The 13,142-nt window shown below is 60.1% G+C and carries 14 protein-coding genes; 10 read left to right on the top strand and 4 right to left on the bottom strand.

All coding sequences use genetic code 11. The features are described 5' to 3' along the window. Positions 1-47: 47 nt before the first annotated feature. Complete coding sequence (locus GIW79_RS18395; RefSeq protein ID WP_034126841.1) at positions 48-944, bottom strand: LysR substrate-binding domain-containing protein; 897 nt, start codon at positions 942-944, stop codon at positions 48-50. A gap of 109 nt (positions 945-1,053) precedes the next feature. Here GIW79_RS18395 and GIW79_RS18390 point away from each other — a divergent pair, with 109 nt between their 5' ends. The 8 genes from GIW79_RS18390 to rpoS all read left to right on the top strand — a co-directional run bounded on the left by GIW79_RS18390 (position 1,054) and on the right by rpoS (position 8,177). Further along, positions 1,054-2,166: an S-(hydroxymethyl)glutathione dehydrogenase/class III alcohol dehydrogenase gene (locus GIW79_RS18390; protein WP_003189203.1), complete on the top strand. Its 1,113-nt coding sequence runs from the start codon at positions 1,054-1,056 to the stop codon at positions 2,164-2,166. Positions 2,167-2,174: 8 nt separating this feature from the next. Further along, entirely contained in the window at positions 2,175-3,020 is an 846-nt protein-coding gene (gene fghA / locus GIW79_RS18385; RefSeq protein ID WP_236453901.1) for an S-formylglutathione hydrolase, read from the top strand. Positions 3,021-3,074: 54 nt separating this feature from the next. Continuing rightward, the gene (gene ispF / locus GIW79_RS18380; RefSeq protein WP_034126843.1) at positions 3,075-3,548 is read left to right on the top strand and encodes a 2-C-methyl-D-erythritol 2,4-cyclodiphosphate synthase; all 474 of its coding nucleotides are present in this window, start codon (positions 3,075-3,077) and stop codon (positions 3,546-3,548) included. Further along, positions 3,545-4,603, top strand: a complete 1,059-nt coding sequence (gene truD, locus GIW79_RS18375; RefSeq protein WP_034126844.1) for a tRNA pseudouridine(13) synthase TruD — start codon at positions 3,545-3,547, stop codon at positions 4,601-4,603. Before ispF ends, truD begins: the two co-directional genes overlap by 4 nt. After that, positions 4,591-5,340: a 5'/3'-nucleotidase SurE gene (gene surE, locus GIW79_RS18370; protein ID WP_003189210.1), complete on the top strand. Its 750-nt coding sequence runs from the start codon at positions 4,591-4,593 to the stop codon at positions 5,338-5,340. The genes truD and surE overlap by 13 nt, the downstream gene beginning before the upstream one ends. A 41-nt stretch (positions 5,341-5,381) precedes the next feature. Next, a complete protein-coding gene (locus tag GIW79_RS18365; protein ID WP_169850588.1) occupies positions 5,382-6,017 on the top strand; it encodes a protein-L-isoaspartate(D-aspartate) O-methyltransferase in 636 nt (211 codons plus the stop codon). A gap of 209 nt (positions 6,018-6,226) precedes the next feature. Further along, complete coding sequence (locus GIW79_RS18360) at positions 6,227-7,063, top strand: peptidoglycan DD-metalloendopeptidase family protein (RefSeq protein WP_034126845.1); 837 nt, start codon at positions 6,227-6,229, stop codon at positions 7,061-7,063. 106 nt (positions 7,064-7,169) lie between these two features. After that, the gene (gene rpoS, locus GIW79_RS18355; RefSeq protein ID WP_034126846.1) at positions 7,170-8,177 is read left to right on the top strand and encodes an RNA polymerase sigma factor RpoS; all 1,008 of its coding nucleotides are present in this window, start codon (positions 7,170-7,172) and stop codon (positions 8,175-8,177) included. Positions 8,178-8,510: 333 nt separating this feature from the next. Here rpoS and GIW79_RS18350 read toward each other — a convergent pair whose 3' ends face one another. Beyond that, positions 8,511-8,720 carry a cold-shock protein gene (locus tag GIW79_RS18350; RefSeq protein WP_002554837.1) on the bottom strand — a complete coding sequence of 70 codons (210 nt, stop codon included), beginning with the start codon at positions 8,718-8,720 and terminating at the stop codon, positions 8,511-8,513. Positions 8,721-9,108: 388 nt separating this feature from the next. Between GIW79_RS18350 and dcd the strand changes: the two genes are divergently transcribed. Further along, positions 9,109-9,675: a dCTP deaminase gene (dcd, locus tag GIW79_RS18345; protein ID WP_236453905.1), complete on the top strand. Its 567-nt coding sequence runs from the start codon at positions 9,109-9,111 to the stop codon at positions 9,673-9,675. Positions 9,676-9,783: 108 nt separating this feature from the next. After that, positions 9,784-9,981, top strand: coding sequence for a hypothetical protein (locus GIW79_RS18340; protein WP_005785769.1), 198 nt, complete (start codon positions 9,784-9,786; stop codon positions 9,979-9,981). Positions 9,982-10,004: 23 nt separating this feature from the next. Here the strand turns inward: GIW79_RS18340 and pdeM are convergent, their stop codons facing one another. Together pdeM and GIW79_RS18330 are read right to left on the bottom strand one after the other, a co-directional pair. After that, positions 10,005-10,655, bottom strand: a complete 651-nt coding sequence (pdeM, locus tag GIW79_RS18335) for a ligase-associated DNA damage response endonuclease PdeM (protein ID WP_054897989.1) — start codon at positions 10,653-10,655, stop codon at positions 10,005-10,007. Beyond that, the gene (locus GIW79_RS18330; protein ID WP_198791115.1) at positions 10,655-13,135 is read right to left on the bottom strand and encodes a ligase-associated DNA damage response DEXH box helicase; all 2,481 of its coding nucleotides are present in this window, start codon (positions 13,133-13,135) and stop codon (positions 10,655-10,657) included. The genes pdeM and GIW79_RS18330 overlap by 1 nt, the downstream gene beginning before the upstream one ends. Between the last annotated feature and the right edge of the window lie 7 nt (positions 13,136-13,142).

The raw sequence follows: 13,142 nt of genomic DNA, 5'->3' as shown, positions 1-13,142 counted from the left end.
TGGGAGCCGGGCTTGCCCGCGATGAGGCCGGTGCAGACCACCTCAATTCAATGCTTGTACTCCGGCCTCTGCGCCAATCCCACCTTCAAGAAATCCACCAGCTTCCTCACCTTCGGCGACAAATGCCGCTGCTGCGGATACAGCGCCCACACGGCGGTATTCGGCGGTTGATGAGCCTGCAGCAGCGACACCAACGCCCCGCTGTGCAGATGCTCCAGCACGTAGTAATCCGGCAACTGGCACAAGCCCATGCCTTGCAACGCGGCATCCAACACCGCTTGCCCACTGTTGCAGCGCCAATTGCCTTGCACACGCTGGGAAAATTCCCGCCCATCCTGGGCCATTTGCCAGATATCCGAGCTGCCAATCAGACAGTTATGCCGGCTCAACTCCGACAAGCTGTGTGGCCGACCGTACCGTTCGAGGTAGGAGGGGGAGGCGCACAGGTACATGCGCCGAGGCGCCAGACGGCTGGCGACCATGCGCGAGTCTTGCAGGCGTCCCAGGCGGATGGCCAGGTCGAGGCCTTCATGGACCAGGTCCAGCGAGCGGTTGGTCAACTCGATGTCCACGCGCAGTTGCGGATAGTGCGCCATGAACCGCGTCACCAGCGGCACGATAAAACGTTCGCCATAGGCCACGGCGCAGGTCATGCGCAACATGCCCTTGGGTTCGCTGGTCAGGTCGCCCACCGCCCGCAACGCTTCCTCGCGACCGTCCTGCAGGCGTTGGCAGTGCTGCAGGAAGGTCTGACCGGCTTCGGTCAAGGTCACCTTGCGCGTACTGCGGTACAGCAATCGGGTTTGCAGGCGTTCTTCAAGACGCGCCACTTGCCGGCTGACATGGGATGAAGACACCCCCAGCCGTTCGGCCGCCGCCGTGAACTGGCTGCATTCGGCCACCGCGACAAACTCGTCAATGCCTTCCCAGCGGTTCTCCAGCATGGTGATTGTCCCTGTACAGCAATAATGTTTTGCTTTGGTCCGGATTATTCATCAATGGGTGATGATTTACACTCACTGTCTCAGTTTTTAACCCGATGGAGAAACCCGGATGATCAAGTCCCGTGCCGCCGTAGCCTTCGAAGCCAAGAAGCCCCTTGAGATTGTTGAAGTGGATGTCGCCATGCCCAAGGCTGGCGAGGTGCTGCTGCGGGTAGTTGCGTCCGGCGTGTGCCACACCGACGCCTACACCTTGTCGGGCGCCGACCCGGAAGGCATTTTTCCGTCGATCCTCGGCCATGAAGGCGGTGCAGTGGTGGAAGCCATTGGCGAGGGCGTGACTTCGGTCGCTGTGGGCGATCACGTGATCCCGCTGTACACCCCGGAATGCGGCAAGTGCAAGTTCTGCCTGAGTGGCAAGACCAACCTGTGCCAGGCCATCCGCGCCACGCAGGGCAAGGGCTTGATGCCGGATGGCACCACGCGTTTCTCCTACAAGGGCCAGCCGATTTTCCACTACATGGGCACCTCGACGTTCTCCGAGTACACCGTGCTGCCGGAAATCTCCGTGGCCAAGATTCCTAAAGAAGCGCCGTTGGAAAAAGTCTGCCTGCTCGGTTGCGGTGTCACTACCGGTATCGGTGCGGTGATCAACACTGCCAAGGTCAAACCGGGCGACACCGTGGCCGTCTTCGGTCTGGGCGGCATTGGTCTGTCGGCGATTATCGGTGCAGTCAAGGCCAAGGCCGGGCGCATCATCGCCATCGATATCAACCCAGCCAAGTTCGAAATCGCCAAGCAACTGGGTGCTACCGACTGCATCAACCCGAAAGACTACGACCGCCCAATCCAGGATGTGATCGTGGATTTGACCGACGGCGGCGTGGACTTTTCCTTCGAGTGCATCGGCAACGTACAACTGATGCGTGCGGCTCTTGAGTGCTGCCACAAAGGCTGGGGCGAGTCGGTGATCATCGGTGTGGCCGGTGCTGGCCAGGAAATTGCCACTCGCCCATTCCAACTGGTCACCGGGCGCGTCTGGCGTGGGTCGGCGTTTGGTGGCGTGCGCGGTCGTACCGAATTGCCAAGCTACGTGGAAATGGCCCAGACCGGTGAAATCCCGCTGGACACCTTCATCACCCACACCATGGGCCTGGAAGATATCAACAAAGCGTTTGACCTGATGCATGAAGGCAAGAGCATTCGTACCGTCATTCACTTCTGAGGTCGGCCATGAGTCTGGAAAACCTGTCATGCCAGAAGAGCTTCGGCGGCTGGCATAAACGCTACAAGCATCATTCGGATGTGCTCGGTTGCGACATGACCTTCGCGGTCTATCTGCCGCCGCAAGCAGAGCAGGGCGGTAAATTACCGGTGCTGTATTGGCTGTCCGGTCTGACCTGTACCGATGAGAACTTCATGCAGAAAGCCGGCGCCCAGCGCATGGCCGCCGAGTTGGGCTTGATCATCGTTGCACCGGACACCAGCCCCCGTGGCCCCGGTGTGCCGGACGATCCGGACAACGCCTGGGATTTTGGCCTCGGCGCCGGCTTCTACCTCAATGCCACCCAGGAACCCTGGGCCAAGCACTATCGGATGCATGACTACGTGGTACAGGAGTTACCGGCCTTGGTGGAAGCGCATTTCCCTGCGTCGGATAAGCGCGGCATCAGCGGCCACTCCATGGGCGGTCACGGTGCGCTGGTCTGCGCGCTGCGCAACCCTGGACGTTACCTGTCGGTGTCGGCGTTTTCGCCGATCAACAACCCGATGGACTGCCCATGGGGTCAGAAAGCCTTTTCCCGTTATTTGGGTGAAGAGCGCTCTAAGTGGCGTGAATGGGATGCGTGCGTGCTGATCAGCGAAGCCTCGGAAAAGCTGCCGCTGTTGGTGGACCAGGGCGATCGCGACGATTTCCTCGCCGTTCAGCTCAAGCCCGAAGCCCTGCTGCAGGCGGCCAAGGCAGCCAACCATCCGCTGGAACTGCGCCTGCAGCCTGGCTACGACCACAACTACTTTTTCATCGCCAGCTTCATTGAAGACCATTTGCGTCATCATGGGCGTGCTTTGCTCGGTTAATCTGAGGCAAAAGTAGGTAGAATCACGCCCTGAATTAAATCGGGGCGTTTTTTTATGCGTATTGGCCACGGCTACGATGTGCACCGTTTCGCTGAAGGCGATTTCATCACCCTGGGCGGCGTGCGCATTGCACACCACCATGGGTTGCTGGCTCATTCCGACGGCGACGTGGTCCTGCACGCCTTGAGCGATGCCTTGCTCGGCGCGGCTGCATTAGGCGATATCGGCAAGCACTTTCCGGACACCGACCCCACCTTCAAGGGGGCGGACAGTCGTGTGTTGCTGCGCCATGTGGTCGGCCTGATCCATGCCAAGGGCTGGAAGGTCGGCAACGTCGATAACACCATCGTCGCCCAGGCGCCGAAAATGGCCCCCCATATTGAAGCGATGCGCGCAGTGATCGCCGCAGACCTGCAAATTGAATTGGATCAAGTCAACGTGAAAGCCACCACCACCGAAAAGCTCGGGTTTACCGGTCGTGAAGAGGGCATTGCGGTGCACTCCGTCGCCTTGTTGCTGCGCGCATGAACGACCTGCAACTGCTGGGCCCGCGGGCCTATGGCGAGGCCCTGGGCAGCGCGGTACTGAAGGCCACGGCCGAAGACTTCCAGGTTGATGAGGTGCTGGACATCCCGCTGACCGGCGATGGCGAGCACCTGTGGCTGTGGGTGGAAAAGCGCGGCTTGAACACTGAGGAAGCCGCACGGCGTATCGCCAAAGCCGCTGGGGTGCCATTGCGCACCGTCAGCTATGCCGGGCTCAAGGATCGTCAGGCCCTGACCCGCCAGTGGTTCAGCGTGCAATTGCCCGGCAAGGCCGACCCGGACATGAGCGGCGCAGAAAACGACACCCTCAAGATCCTGAAAACCGCCCGTCACAAGCGCAAGTTGCAGCGTGGGGCCCATTCGGCCAATGGTTTCACCTTGCGCCTGACCCAATTGGCCGGCGACACCGCTGCCATCGACGCACGTCTGCAGTTGATTGCCCGGCACGGCATCCCCAATTATTTCGGCACCCAGCGTTTTGGCCACAACGGCGGCAATGTGGTGGATGCTCGCGAGTGGGCTGCCCGCAAGGCCCTGCCCGAGCAGCGCAACGTGCGCTCGCGCTTGCTGTCCACGGCTCGCAGTTACCTGTTCAACCAAGTGTTGGCGGCTCGCGTCGCCGACGGTTCATGGCAGCGTGCCCAAGTTGGCGATCTGCTGGCGTTTACCGACAGTCGCAGTTTTTTTCCGGCCGGGGAAGCTGAATGCAGTGACCCGCGCCTGGCGATCCTGGACCTGCATCCCACCGGCCCGCAGTGGGGCGAAGGCGACTCGCCGGCGAAAGGTCTTACGTACGAGCTGGAACAATCTGTCGCCGCTGGCGAAGCAGACCTACGTGATTGGCTGGTGAAGGCGGGAATGAGCCAGGAACGTCGCATTCTGCGACTGCCCATTGGCGGGTTGACGTGGCATTATCCCGGGCCTGACATTCTGCAATTGGAATTCGTCCTGCCGGCCGGATGCTTCGCCACTGTCTTGGTGCGCGAGCTTGTTGATCTGGTGCCGGTGGGGCAGACGGACAGCCCATGCGTATTCTGATATCAAACGATGACGGTGCCACCGCACCCGGTCTTGCCGCGCTCCATGCTGCGCTGCAGGATTACGCCGAGTGCGTGGTGGTTGCCCCCGACCAGGACAAGAGCGGCGCCAGCAGTTCGCTGACGCTCGACCGTCCGCTGCATCCGCGGGTCCTGGCCAATGGCTTTATCAGCGTTAACGGCACCCCCACCGACTGCGTGCACCTGGCGATCAACAGTCTGCTGGAGCACCAGCCAGACCTGGTGGTCTCGGGGATCAACCTGGGCGCCAACCTGGGTGATGACGTGCTGTATTCCGGCACCGTGGCGGCCGCCCTTGAAGGGCGCTTCCTGGGCCGCACCGGCTTTGCCTTTTCCTTTGCTTCGCGGCAACTGGATAACCTGGCGACGGCGGCCTACTACGCGCGCAAGTTGGTGGAGGCCCATGCTTCCCTGGACCTGCCGCCGCGTACGGTGCTCAACGTCAATATCCCCAACTTGCCCCTCGACCATATTCGCGGTATCCAACTCACGCGCCTGGGCCATCGCGCCCGTGCGGCGGCGCCCTTGAAGGTGGTCGACCCTCGCGGCAAGGAAGGGTATTGGATCGCCGCCGCCGGCGACGCCGAAGATGGCGGCGAAGGCACGGACTTTCATGCGGTGATGCAAGGCTATGTCTCCGTTACTCCTCTGCTGTTTGATCGCACCTTCAGTGATGCCTTCAGTGGCCTTGATGGCTGGCTGGAGGGACTGCGTTGATGGCTCGTGAACAAGACGATCTGTTGCGCCGTGGGATTGGGATGACCTCCCAGCGCACCCGGGAGCGGTTGATCCAGCGTCTGTATGAAGAAGGCTTGTCCAACGCGCAGGTGCTGGAAGTGATCCGGCGCACGCCGCGGCACCTGTTTGTCGATGAGGCGCTGGCACATCGCGCCTATGAAGACACAGCGTTGCCCATCGGCCACAACCAGACCATCTCCCAGCCCTACATGGTCGCGCGCATGAGCGAGCTGCTGCTGGCGGCGGGGCCATTGGACAAGGTGCTGGAGATCGGTACCGGCTCCGGTTACCAGACGGCCGTGCTGTCGCAATTGGTAGAGCGGGTGTTTTCGGTCGAGCGCATCAAGGTGCTGCAGGACCGGGCCAAAGAGCGTCTGGTGGAGCTGAACCTGCGCAACGTGGTATTCCGCTGGGGCGATGGCTGGGAGGGCTGGCCGGCACTGGCGCCCTACAACGGAATTATCGTCACCGCCGTGGCCACCGATGTGCCGCAAGCCTTGTTGGATCAATTGGCGCCTGGCGGGCGTTTGGTCATCCCGGTGGGCTCCGGCGAAGTGCAACAGTTGATGCTTATTATCCGCGAAGACGAAGGCTTTTCCCGGCATGTACTCGGTGCTGTGCGTTTCGTCCCCTTGCTCAACGGCCCGCTGGCCTGATCATTTATTCGCGCGCAGTGAATTCTGTAGGCGGGGATGTGTCTTACGGCGGGGTCTATTGAATCAACACACCTGGCAGCCACGATTAAACATGATGAATTTTTCCTTTCAGTCAGGTGCCAGTAAAAAGCCAATGCCCAGTTATACTTGCGTCATATTTCAAGCCTGATCCAGGCGTTAACGTTCAGCCACCACAAAGGGAGCGGCGGGTGAGTCTCACAGGTCCTGCGCAGCGAATGAGTAAAACAAGCTTTCAGCGACTGGTGCTTGGCCTTGTCTTGAGTTCCTTATTGGCAGCCTGCTCGAGCACGCCATCCGGCGGTGCGCGGGTCGTTGACCGTACCAACGCAACCCCCCAGAGACCTACGGTCACCACCGGCCAATACGTGGTGCGCAAAGGCGACACCCTGTTCTCGATTGCCTTTCGTTATGGCTGGGACTACAAGGCGCTGGCCGCCCGTAACAACATTCCTGTGCCGTATACGATCCATCCGGGGCAGACCATTCGTTTCGATGGTCGCTCAGGTTCTGCACCTACGGCAGTTGTGACAAAGTCGGGTTCTTCGCCATCGTCCTCGAGCAAGACCACCATCATCACTCGGCCTGCAGGCAGCGCCACGCCTACGGTTGCGAGCAAGCCGCCACCCGCGCCGTTGCCACCTGCCGGGCCTGCGCCGACCGGTTGGGGATGGCCTTCAAACGGAGTGTTGATTGGAAAATTCTCTTCAAACGGTAGTTTGAATAAAGGCATTGATATCGCCGGGGATTTGGGACAGCCTGTTTTAGCTGCGTCTGATGGGACGGTGGTGTACGCCGGGAGTGGTTTGCGGGGCTACGGCGAGCTGGTCATCATCAAACACAGCGATACCTACGTCAGTGCCTACGGTCATAACCGCAGGTTGTTGGTTCGGGAGGGGCAGCAGGTCAAGGTCGGACAGACGATTGCCGAAATGGGGTCAACGGGCACAGACCGGGTGAAACTGCACTTTGAGATTCGCCGCCAAGGGAAGCCTGTAGATCCGCTGCAATTCCTGCCCCGTCGTTGATGTGTTGCACAGCCTGTTCCCTCACGTAGAAGGAACAGGCTCCAGCGTTGCCAAGGATAGAGGCGTCGCTTGAGCTTGAGGTCGAACTCACCAAAGGACTATAACAATGGCTCTCAGTAAAGAAGTGCCGGAGTTTGACATCGACGATGAGGTTCTCCTTATGGAGACCGGCATCGATTTGGAAACGATGTCAGATAATGAAGGGGTATCACCACCTTCAGTTCGCACCAAATCCAAAAATGCTGCTGCGTTGAAGCAGCACAAGTACGTTGATTACACCCGGGCGCTCGATGCGACCCAGCTGTACCTCAATGAAATCGGCTTTTCCCCTCTGTTGACCCCCGAAGAAGAAGTCCATTTTGCGCGTCTGTCGCAGAAGGGCGATCCGGCTGGGCGTAAGCGCATGATTGAAAGCAACCTGCGCCTGGTGGTGAAGATCGCCCGACGCTACGTCAATCGTGGGCTTTCCCTGTTGGACCTGATCGAGGAGGGCAACCTGGGCTTGATCCGGGCTGTGGAGAAGTTCGACCCTGAGCGGGGCTTCCGTTTCTCCACCTATGCCACCTGGTGGATTCGCCAGACCATCGAACGGGCGATCATGAATCAGACCCGCACGATCCGGTTGCCGATCCATGTGGTCAAGGAGCTCAACGTCTACCTGCGGGCGGCGCGTGAGCTGACGCAAAAACTCGATCATGAACCTTCGCCTGAAGAGATTGCCAACCTCCTGGAAAAACCGGTAGGGGAGGTCAAGCGCATGCTGGGCCTTAACGAGCGTGTCTCTTCGGTCGATGTCTCGCTGGGGCCGGATTCGGATAAGACCCTGCTGGACACCCTGACCGATGATCGTCCGACAGACCCTTGCGAGCTGCTGCAAGACGATGATCTTTCCCAAAGTATTGACCAGTGGCTCTCAGAGCTCACGGACAAGCAGCGTGAAGTGGTGATTCGCCGCTTCGGCCTGCGCGGCCATGAGAGCAGCACCCTGGAGGATGTAGGCTTGGAGATTGGCCTGACCCGTGAGCGGGTGCGGCAGATCCAGGTAGAGGGCCTCAAGCGCTTGCGCGAGATCCTGGAGAAGAATGGCTTGTCGAGTGAGTCGTTGTTCCAATAAACGACACAAGACAAAAATGTGGGAGCCGGCTTGTGTGGGAGCTGGCTTGCCTGCGATAGCGTCAACTCGGTATAGCTAGTGCACCGAGTCGATAGCATCGCAGGCAAGCCAGCTCCCACATACAGCTGCGCTCCCACATTTTTTTGTGTCCGTCATTACGCTGTGCTGATCGTTCCACGCTTTGCGTGGGCATCCAGGGGTGACGCAGAGCGTCACAAAAGGCATTACCACGCGGAGCGTGGGAACGAGCAGCCACGGTGTAGCGCACCAAAATCCAGGCATAAAAAAACCCCGCTTTTAAGGGCGGGGTTTTTTCGACTAAGTCAGTACAAGTTAGATAACTTGAACTTCTTCAGCTTGCATGCCTTTCTGACCGCGGGTAGCGATGAAAGAAACCTGTTGGCCTTCTTTCAGGCTTTTGAAGCCGTCGGATTGGATAGCTTTGAAGTGAACGAACAGGTCGTCACCGGATTGTGGAGTGATGAAGCCGAAGCCTTTTTCATCGTTGAACCACTTAACGGTACCAGTTTGGCGATTAGACATGGTGTAACTCCTTGGACAAAGTTAACTGCGACTCAGGAAAAGCCCTGGCCGAGACTGAGTGCAAAGAGCAGGAAAAATTCTTGGAGATGGTTGGATCGAAATTCAACATATCGTGTAGAGATTCTCAGTGACACAAGCAGCACAGTGGCGCCACCTTAACCCTTTTTCCGGAACGTGCCAATGGTATTTCCGAAGGTTTCTCTATTTTCGTGACTGGCGGTGGTATTTACAGACATCCCTCACGGCAATCCCGCCCCCGGCCGTGTTGGCTGAGGCTTATAGCGCGCAGGGCTTTGATCAAGAAAACCCTTGTGGCCTTTGAACCCCAAGGCTGGCCCCGGTAAGATGGCCCACAGATTTTTTTCGCCTCGCTATTCAGGACACCGCCATGAGCATCAAATCGGACAAGTGGATTCGCCGCATGGCGCAGGAACACGGCATGATCGAGCCGTTCGTCGAACGCCAGATTCGTGGCGAAGGCGACGAGCGCGTGATTTCGTACGGCGTTTCCAGCTATGGCTACGACGTGCGTTGCGCCGATGAATTCAAGGTGTTCACCAACATCAATTCGGCGATCGTCGATCCGAAAAACTTCGACCAAAAGAGCTTCGTCGACGTCAAGAGCGACGTGTGCATCATCCCGCCCAACTCCTTCGCCCTGGCGCGCACCGTGGAGTTCTTCCGTATCCCTCGCGACGTGCTGACCATCTGCCTGGGTAAAAGCACCTATGCCCGCTGCGGCATTATCGTCAATGTCACGCCGCTTGAGCCTGAGTGGGAAGGCCACGTCACCCTGGAATTCTCCAACACCACCACCTTGCCGGCGAAAATCTACGCCAACGAAGGCGTGGCACAGATGCTGTTCCTGCAGTCCGATGAGGCCTGTGAAGTGTCCTACAAGGACCGTGCGGGCAAGTATCAGGGCCAACGCGGCGTCACTCTCCCACGCGCTTGATCGAAAGCGCCTACGGGTAAAGGGAATTTGTCTGCAGAAAGTGACTCTATCTAGGTGTACTGCTTCGGCGCGTGTGAAACGCGCCGGGCCATACTTGAGGAGTACCCTATGAAGATCGACCCGCGAATCAGCGCAGAACTCGCCCGGCTTGAACCCAACCAGATTGGTGTTCTGGCCTGGTCCTTGATGGCCAACCCCGCGCACGCGGGGGGCATCCCTGGTCAACCCGAACCTGATTACCCGCAGCCTACCGAGCCGGGTGAGCCGACCTTACCGGACGAGCCGCCACCCGCGCCCGTTGCCTGAAACCTGAGCAGGCTTGTCTCGATTCATTGAATCGGCCAGACCTGGTGATCGCCAATCACAAAGATTCGCTGGTCCTGGGCCTGCTCCACGGCATAACCCCCTGTAAACGCGCCGAAGGCTGGCAGCAGGCTAACCTGAGTGCCGATCTGGAAGCACGGCAGGCGTAGCCGCTGGCGCCCTTTGCCGCGCAGGTGGTACACCGGATGCACATGCCCCGCCAGTACATGATGGCTGGCGTGGGCGTCTGGCTCATGTTGCAAGGCGAAAGGGCCCATCAGCAGGGGCTCGGGGATCACCTCGATGCCCAGATCCAACGGTGGGTCGCCGGCGCTTTTGTCGTGATTGCCGCGAATCAAGGTCAAGGCCAATGTGCGATTGCGCTCACGCCAGGCCCTGATTGCGTTCAGGGTGCCGCTGGCGTGAGAGCCGGGACCGTGGAGGAAATCACCGAGAAAGATCAACTGCGCGCACGGTAGGGCCGATACGAGCCTGTCCAGGCGTTCCAGGTTGGCCGTAGTCGTGCCCTGTGGCACCGGTTGTCCCAGGCTGCGATAGGCCGAAGCCTTGCCAAAATGCGCATCGGCAATCAGCAGGCATCGGCGTGCGGGCCAATACACGGCCTTGTCCGGCAATAGCCAGAGTTCTTCGCCTTCAACCGTCAGTGGGTAATGCATCAGCCTTGCCCTTTATCGGCGACTTTTTCCAGGTCCTTGACCATCCGCGCGATGCGCTCCGAGAGTTTTTCCGAGCTCATGCTTTCGCGCATCCGTTCTACCAGCAGCGGAAAGGCCAGGGGCGTGGGCCGCTGGATCCTGTGCAGGTCCAGCTTCAGCGTCGACAGATGATTCAGCGTCTGTTCCAGCCGGCGAATATCCAGCTCGTCCCGCAGAACTTCTTCTCCTGCCTGGGCCAGCAGCAGATTTTGTGGGTCATATTGCTTGAACACTTCAAAGAACAAACCACTGGAAGCCTGCACCTGTCGCGTGCTTTTTGGCGCGCCGGGGTACCCGGCAAATACCAGCCCGGCGATTCGCGCAATCTCGCGAAAGCGGCGCAGGGCCAGTTCGCCGGCATTGAGGCTGGCAATTACGTCAGCCAGCAGGCCTTGGGGGCTCAGCAACCTTGTATTCAACAACTGGGGCCACTGCACCTCGGTGGCGCTCAACAGCTCCAGGCCATAATCATTCACCGCAATCGAAAAGGTCAGCGGCTGCTGCTGGCTGACCCGCCATGCCAGCAAACTGGCTAGGCCCAGGTGTACCTGGCGGCCAGCGAATGGGTACAGAAACAGGTGCCAGCCCTCTCGCGACCGCAGGGTTTCAGCCAGCAAATGCTCGCGGGTCGGCAGCCCGGACCAGCGCAATTGGGTATGCAGCAACGGTTGCACCGCCTTCATCTCTGGGCCGTCGAAGTGCCCATGCGCGGCGGCATCAAAACGCTCGACCACCGCCTGCGCCAGTTCGTTGGAAAGGGGCATGCGCCCGCCATTCCAGCGTGGCACGGCGGCTTTTTTCGCGTTGCTGCGGCGTACGTAAGCGGTCATGTTTTCCACGCGCACCAATTCCAGCAACCGCCCGGCGAACAAAAATCCATCCCCCGGCTTGAGCCTTGCAATAAACCCTTCCTCGACACTGCCCAGGTTCTTGCCGCCGCCGCCTTTGCTCCAGAACTTGAGCTGGATGCTGGCGTCACTGACGATGGTGCCCACGCTCATGCGGTGGCGCCGTGCCAGGCGGGCATCCGGAACGCGCCAGATGCCGTGCTCATCGGGCTCCACCCGGCGGTAATCCGGATAAGCGGTGAGTGACAGGCCACCATGGCGCACAAACCCCAGGGCCCAGGCCCAGTCCGCTTCGGTGAGGTCGCGATAGGCCCAGGCGCCGCGCACTTCGTCCAACAGTGCCGCCGGGGTAAACCCGCCGCCCAAGGCCATGCTGACCAGGTGTTGTACCAGCACATCCAGCGGCTTGTACGGTGATTCCCGCGCTTCGATGCGTCGTTGGGCGATCGCATCCTGGGCGGCTGCGGCTTCCACCAGCTCCAGGCTGTGGGTGGGCACCAGCGTTACCCGTGAGGGCCGCCCTGGCGCGTGGCCGGAGCGCCCGGCGCGTTGCATCAGCCGCGCTACGCCCTTGGCGGAGCCGATTTGCAGCACCCGTTCCACCGGCAGGAAGTCAACGCCCAGGTCGAGGCTGGAAGTGCACACCACTGCCTTGAGCTGTCCATCTTTCAACGCTCGCTCCACCCAGTCCCGGGTCTCTCGCGATAACGAACCGTGGTGCAGGGCAATCAAGCCGGCCCAGTCCGGACGAGCGCCCAGAATCGCCTGGTACCAGATCTCGGATTGCGCGCGGGTGTTGGTAAATACCAGGCAACTGCTGCTGGCCTCTACCTCGGCGACCACTTGCGGCAACATCTTCAAGCCGATATGCCCGGCCCAGGGAAAGCGCTCGGTGACGGGCGGCAGCAAGGTGTCGACCTTCAGCGCCTTGGCCGTTTGCCCCTGTACATTGATGCCGCCGCCCTGTGGGACCAGTACCTCCAAAGCGTGGGCCTGATTACCCAGCGTCGCGGAAATACCCCACACCATCAACTCAGGATGCCAGCGCCGCAAGCGTGCCAGTGCCAGTTGCAACTGCACGCCGCGCTTATTGCCGATCAGTTCGTGCCATTCATCCACGATGACCATGCGCAGGTGCGCCAGGCTGGTTTCACTGTCGGCACGGGCCAGCATCAGGGTCAGGCTTTCCGGAGTGGTGACCAGAGCGGTGGGTTGGCGACGGGTCTGGTGCGCGCGTTCACTGCCGCTGGTGTCACCGGTGCGCAGACCTACACTCCAGGGAATCTGCAGGGCCTCCAGCGGGGCTTGCAGGGCACGTGCGGAGTCGGCGGCCAGGGCGCGCATCGGCGTGATCCACAGGACGGTCAGCGGCTCGGCAGGCGGTTTGCGTTTGCCTGTGACGGGCGGGCGGGTAATGGCGAAACGATTGAGGGCGGCAAACCACAGGGCATAGGTTTTACCCGCCCCGGTGCTGGCATGCAGTAACCCTGATTGGCCGGCCTTGACCGCGGCCCATACCTCTTTCTGAAAGGCGAATGGCTTCCAGCCTTGGGTGGCAAACCATTGCTTGGCGAAATCGTGGGTTTTTGCCATTCGGCAG

It is taken from the genome of Pseudomonas sp. PA-7-1E (assembly GCF_021605325.1).
Classification (GTDB): domain Bacteria; phylum Pseudomonadota; class Gammaproteobacteria; order Pseudomonadales; family Pseudomonadaceae; genus Aquipseudomonas; species Aquipseudomonas fluorescens_BV.
The sequence above is the reverse complement of the archived record's forward strand: the minus strand, read 5'-3'. Positions and strand labels throughout refer to the sequence as shown.

Bases quoted from the DNA above. Each gene is read 5' to 3' on its own strand.
- GIW79_RS18395 (WP_034126841.1), bottom strand. From the start codon at position 944: ATGCTGGAGAACCGCTGGGAAGGCATTGACGAGTTTGTCGCGGTGGCC.
- GIW79_RS18390 (WP_003189203.1), top strand. From the start codon at position 1,054: ATGATCAAGTCCCGTGCCGCCGTAGCCTTCGAAGCCAAGAAGCCCCTT.
- fghA (WP_236453901.1), top strand. From the start codon at position 2,175: ATGAGTCTGGAAAACCTGTCATGCCAGAAGAGCTTCGGCGGCTGGCAT.
- ispF (WP_034126843.1), top strand. From the start codon at position 3,075: ATGCGTATTGGCCACGGCTACGATGTGCACCGTTTCGCTGAAGGCGAT.
- truD (WP_034126844.1), top strand. From the start codon at position 3,545: ATGAACGACCTGCAACTGCTGGGCCCGCGGGCCTATGGCGAGGCCCTG.
- surE (WP_003189210.1), top strand. From the start codon at position 4,591: ATGCGTATTCTGATATCAAACGATGACGGTGCCACCGCACCCGGTCTT.
- GIW79_RS18365 (WP_169850588.1), top strand. From the start codon at position 5,382: ATGACCTCCCAGCGCACCCGGGAGCGGTTGATCCAGCGTCTGTATGAA.
- rpoS (WP_034126846.1), top strand. From the start codon at position 7,170: ATGGCTCTCAGTAAAGAAGTGCCGGAGTTTGACATCGACGATGAGGTT.
- GIW79_RS18350 (WP_002554837.1), bottom strand. From the start codon at position 8,720: ATGTCTAATCGCCAAACTGGTACCGTTAAGTGGTTCAACGATGAAAAA.
- dcd (WP_236453905.1), top strand. From the start codon at position 9,109: ATGAGCATCAAATCGGACAAGTGGATTCGCCGCATGGCGCAGGAACAC.
- GIW79_RS18340 (WP_005785769.1), top strand. From the start codon at position 9,784: ATGAAGATCGACCCGCGAATCAGCGCAGAACTCGCCCGGCTTGAACCC.
- pdeM (WP_054897989.1), bottom strand. From the start codon at position 10,655: ATGCATTACCCACTGACGGTTGAAGGCGAAGAACTCTGGCTATTGCCG.
- GIW79_RS18330 (WP_198791115.1), bottom strand. From the start codon at position 13,135: ATGGCAAAAACCCACGATTTCGCCAAGCAATGGTTTGCCACCCAAGGC.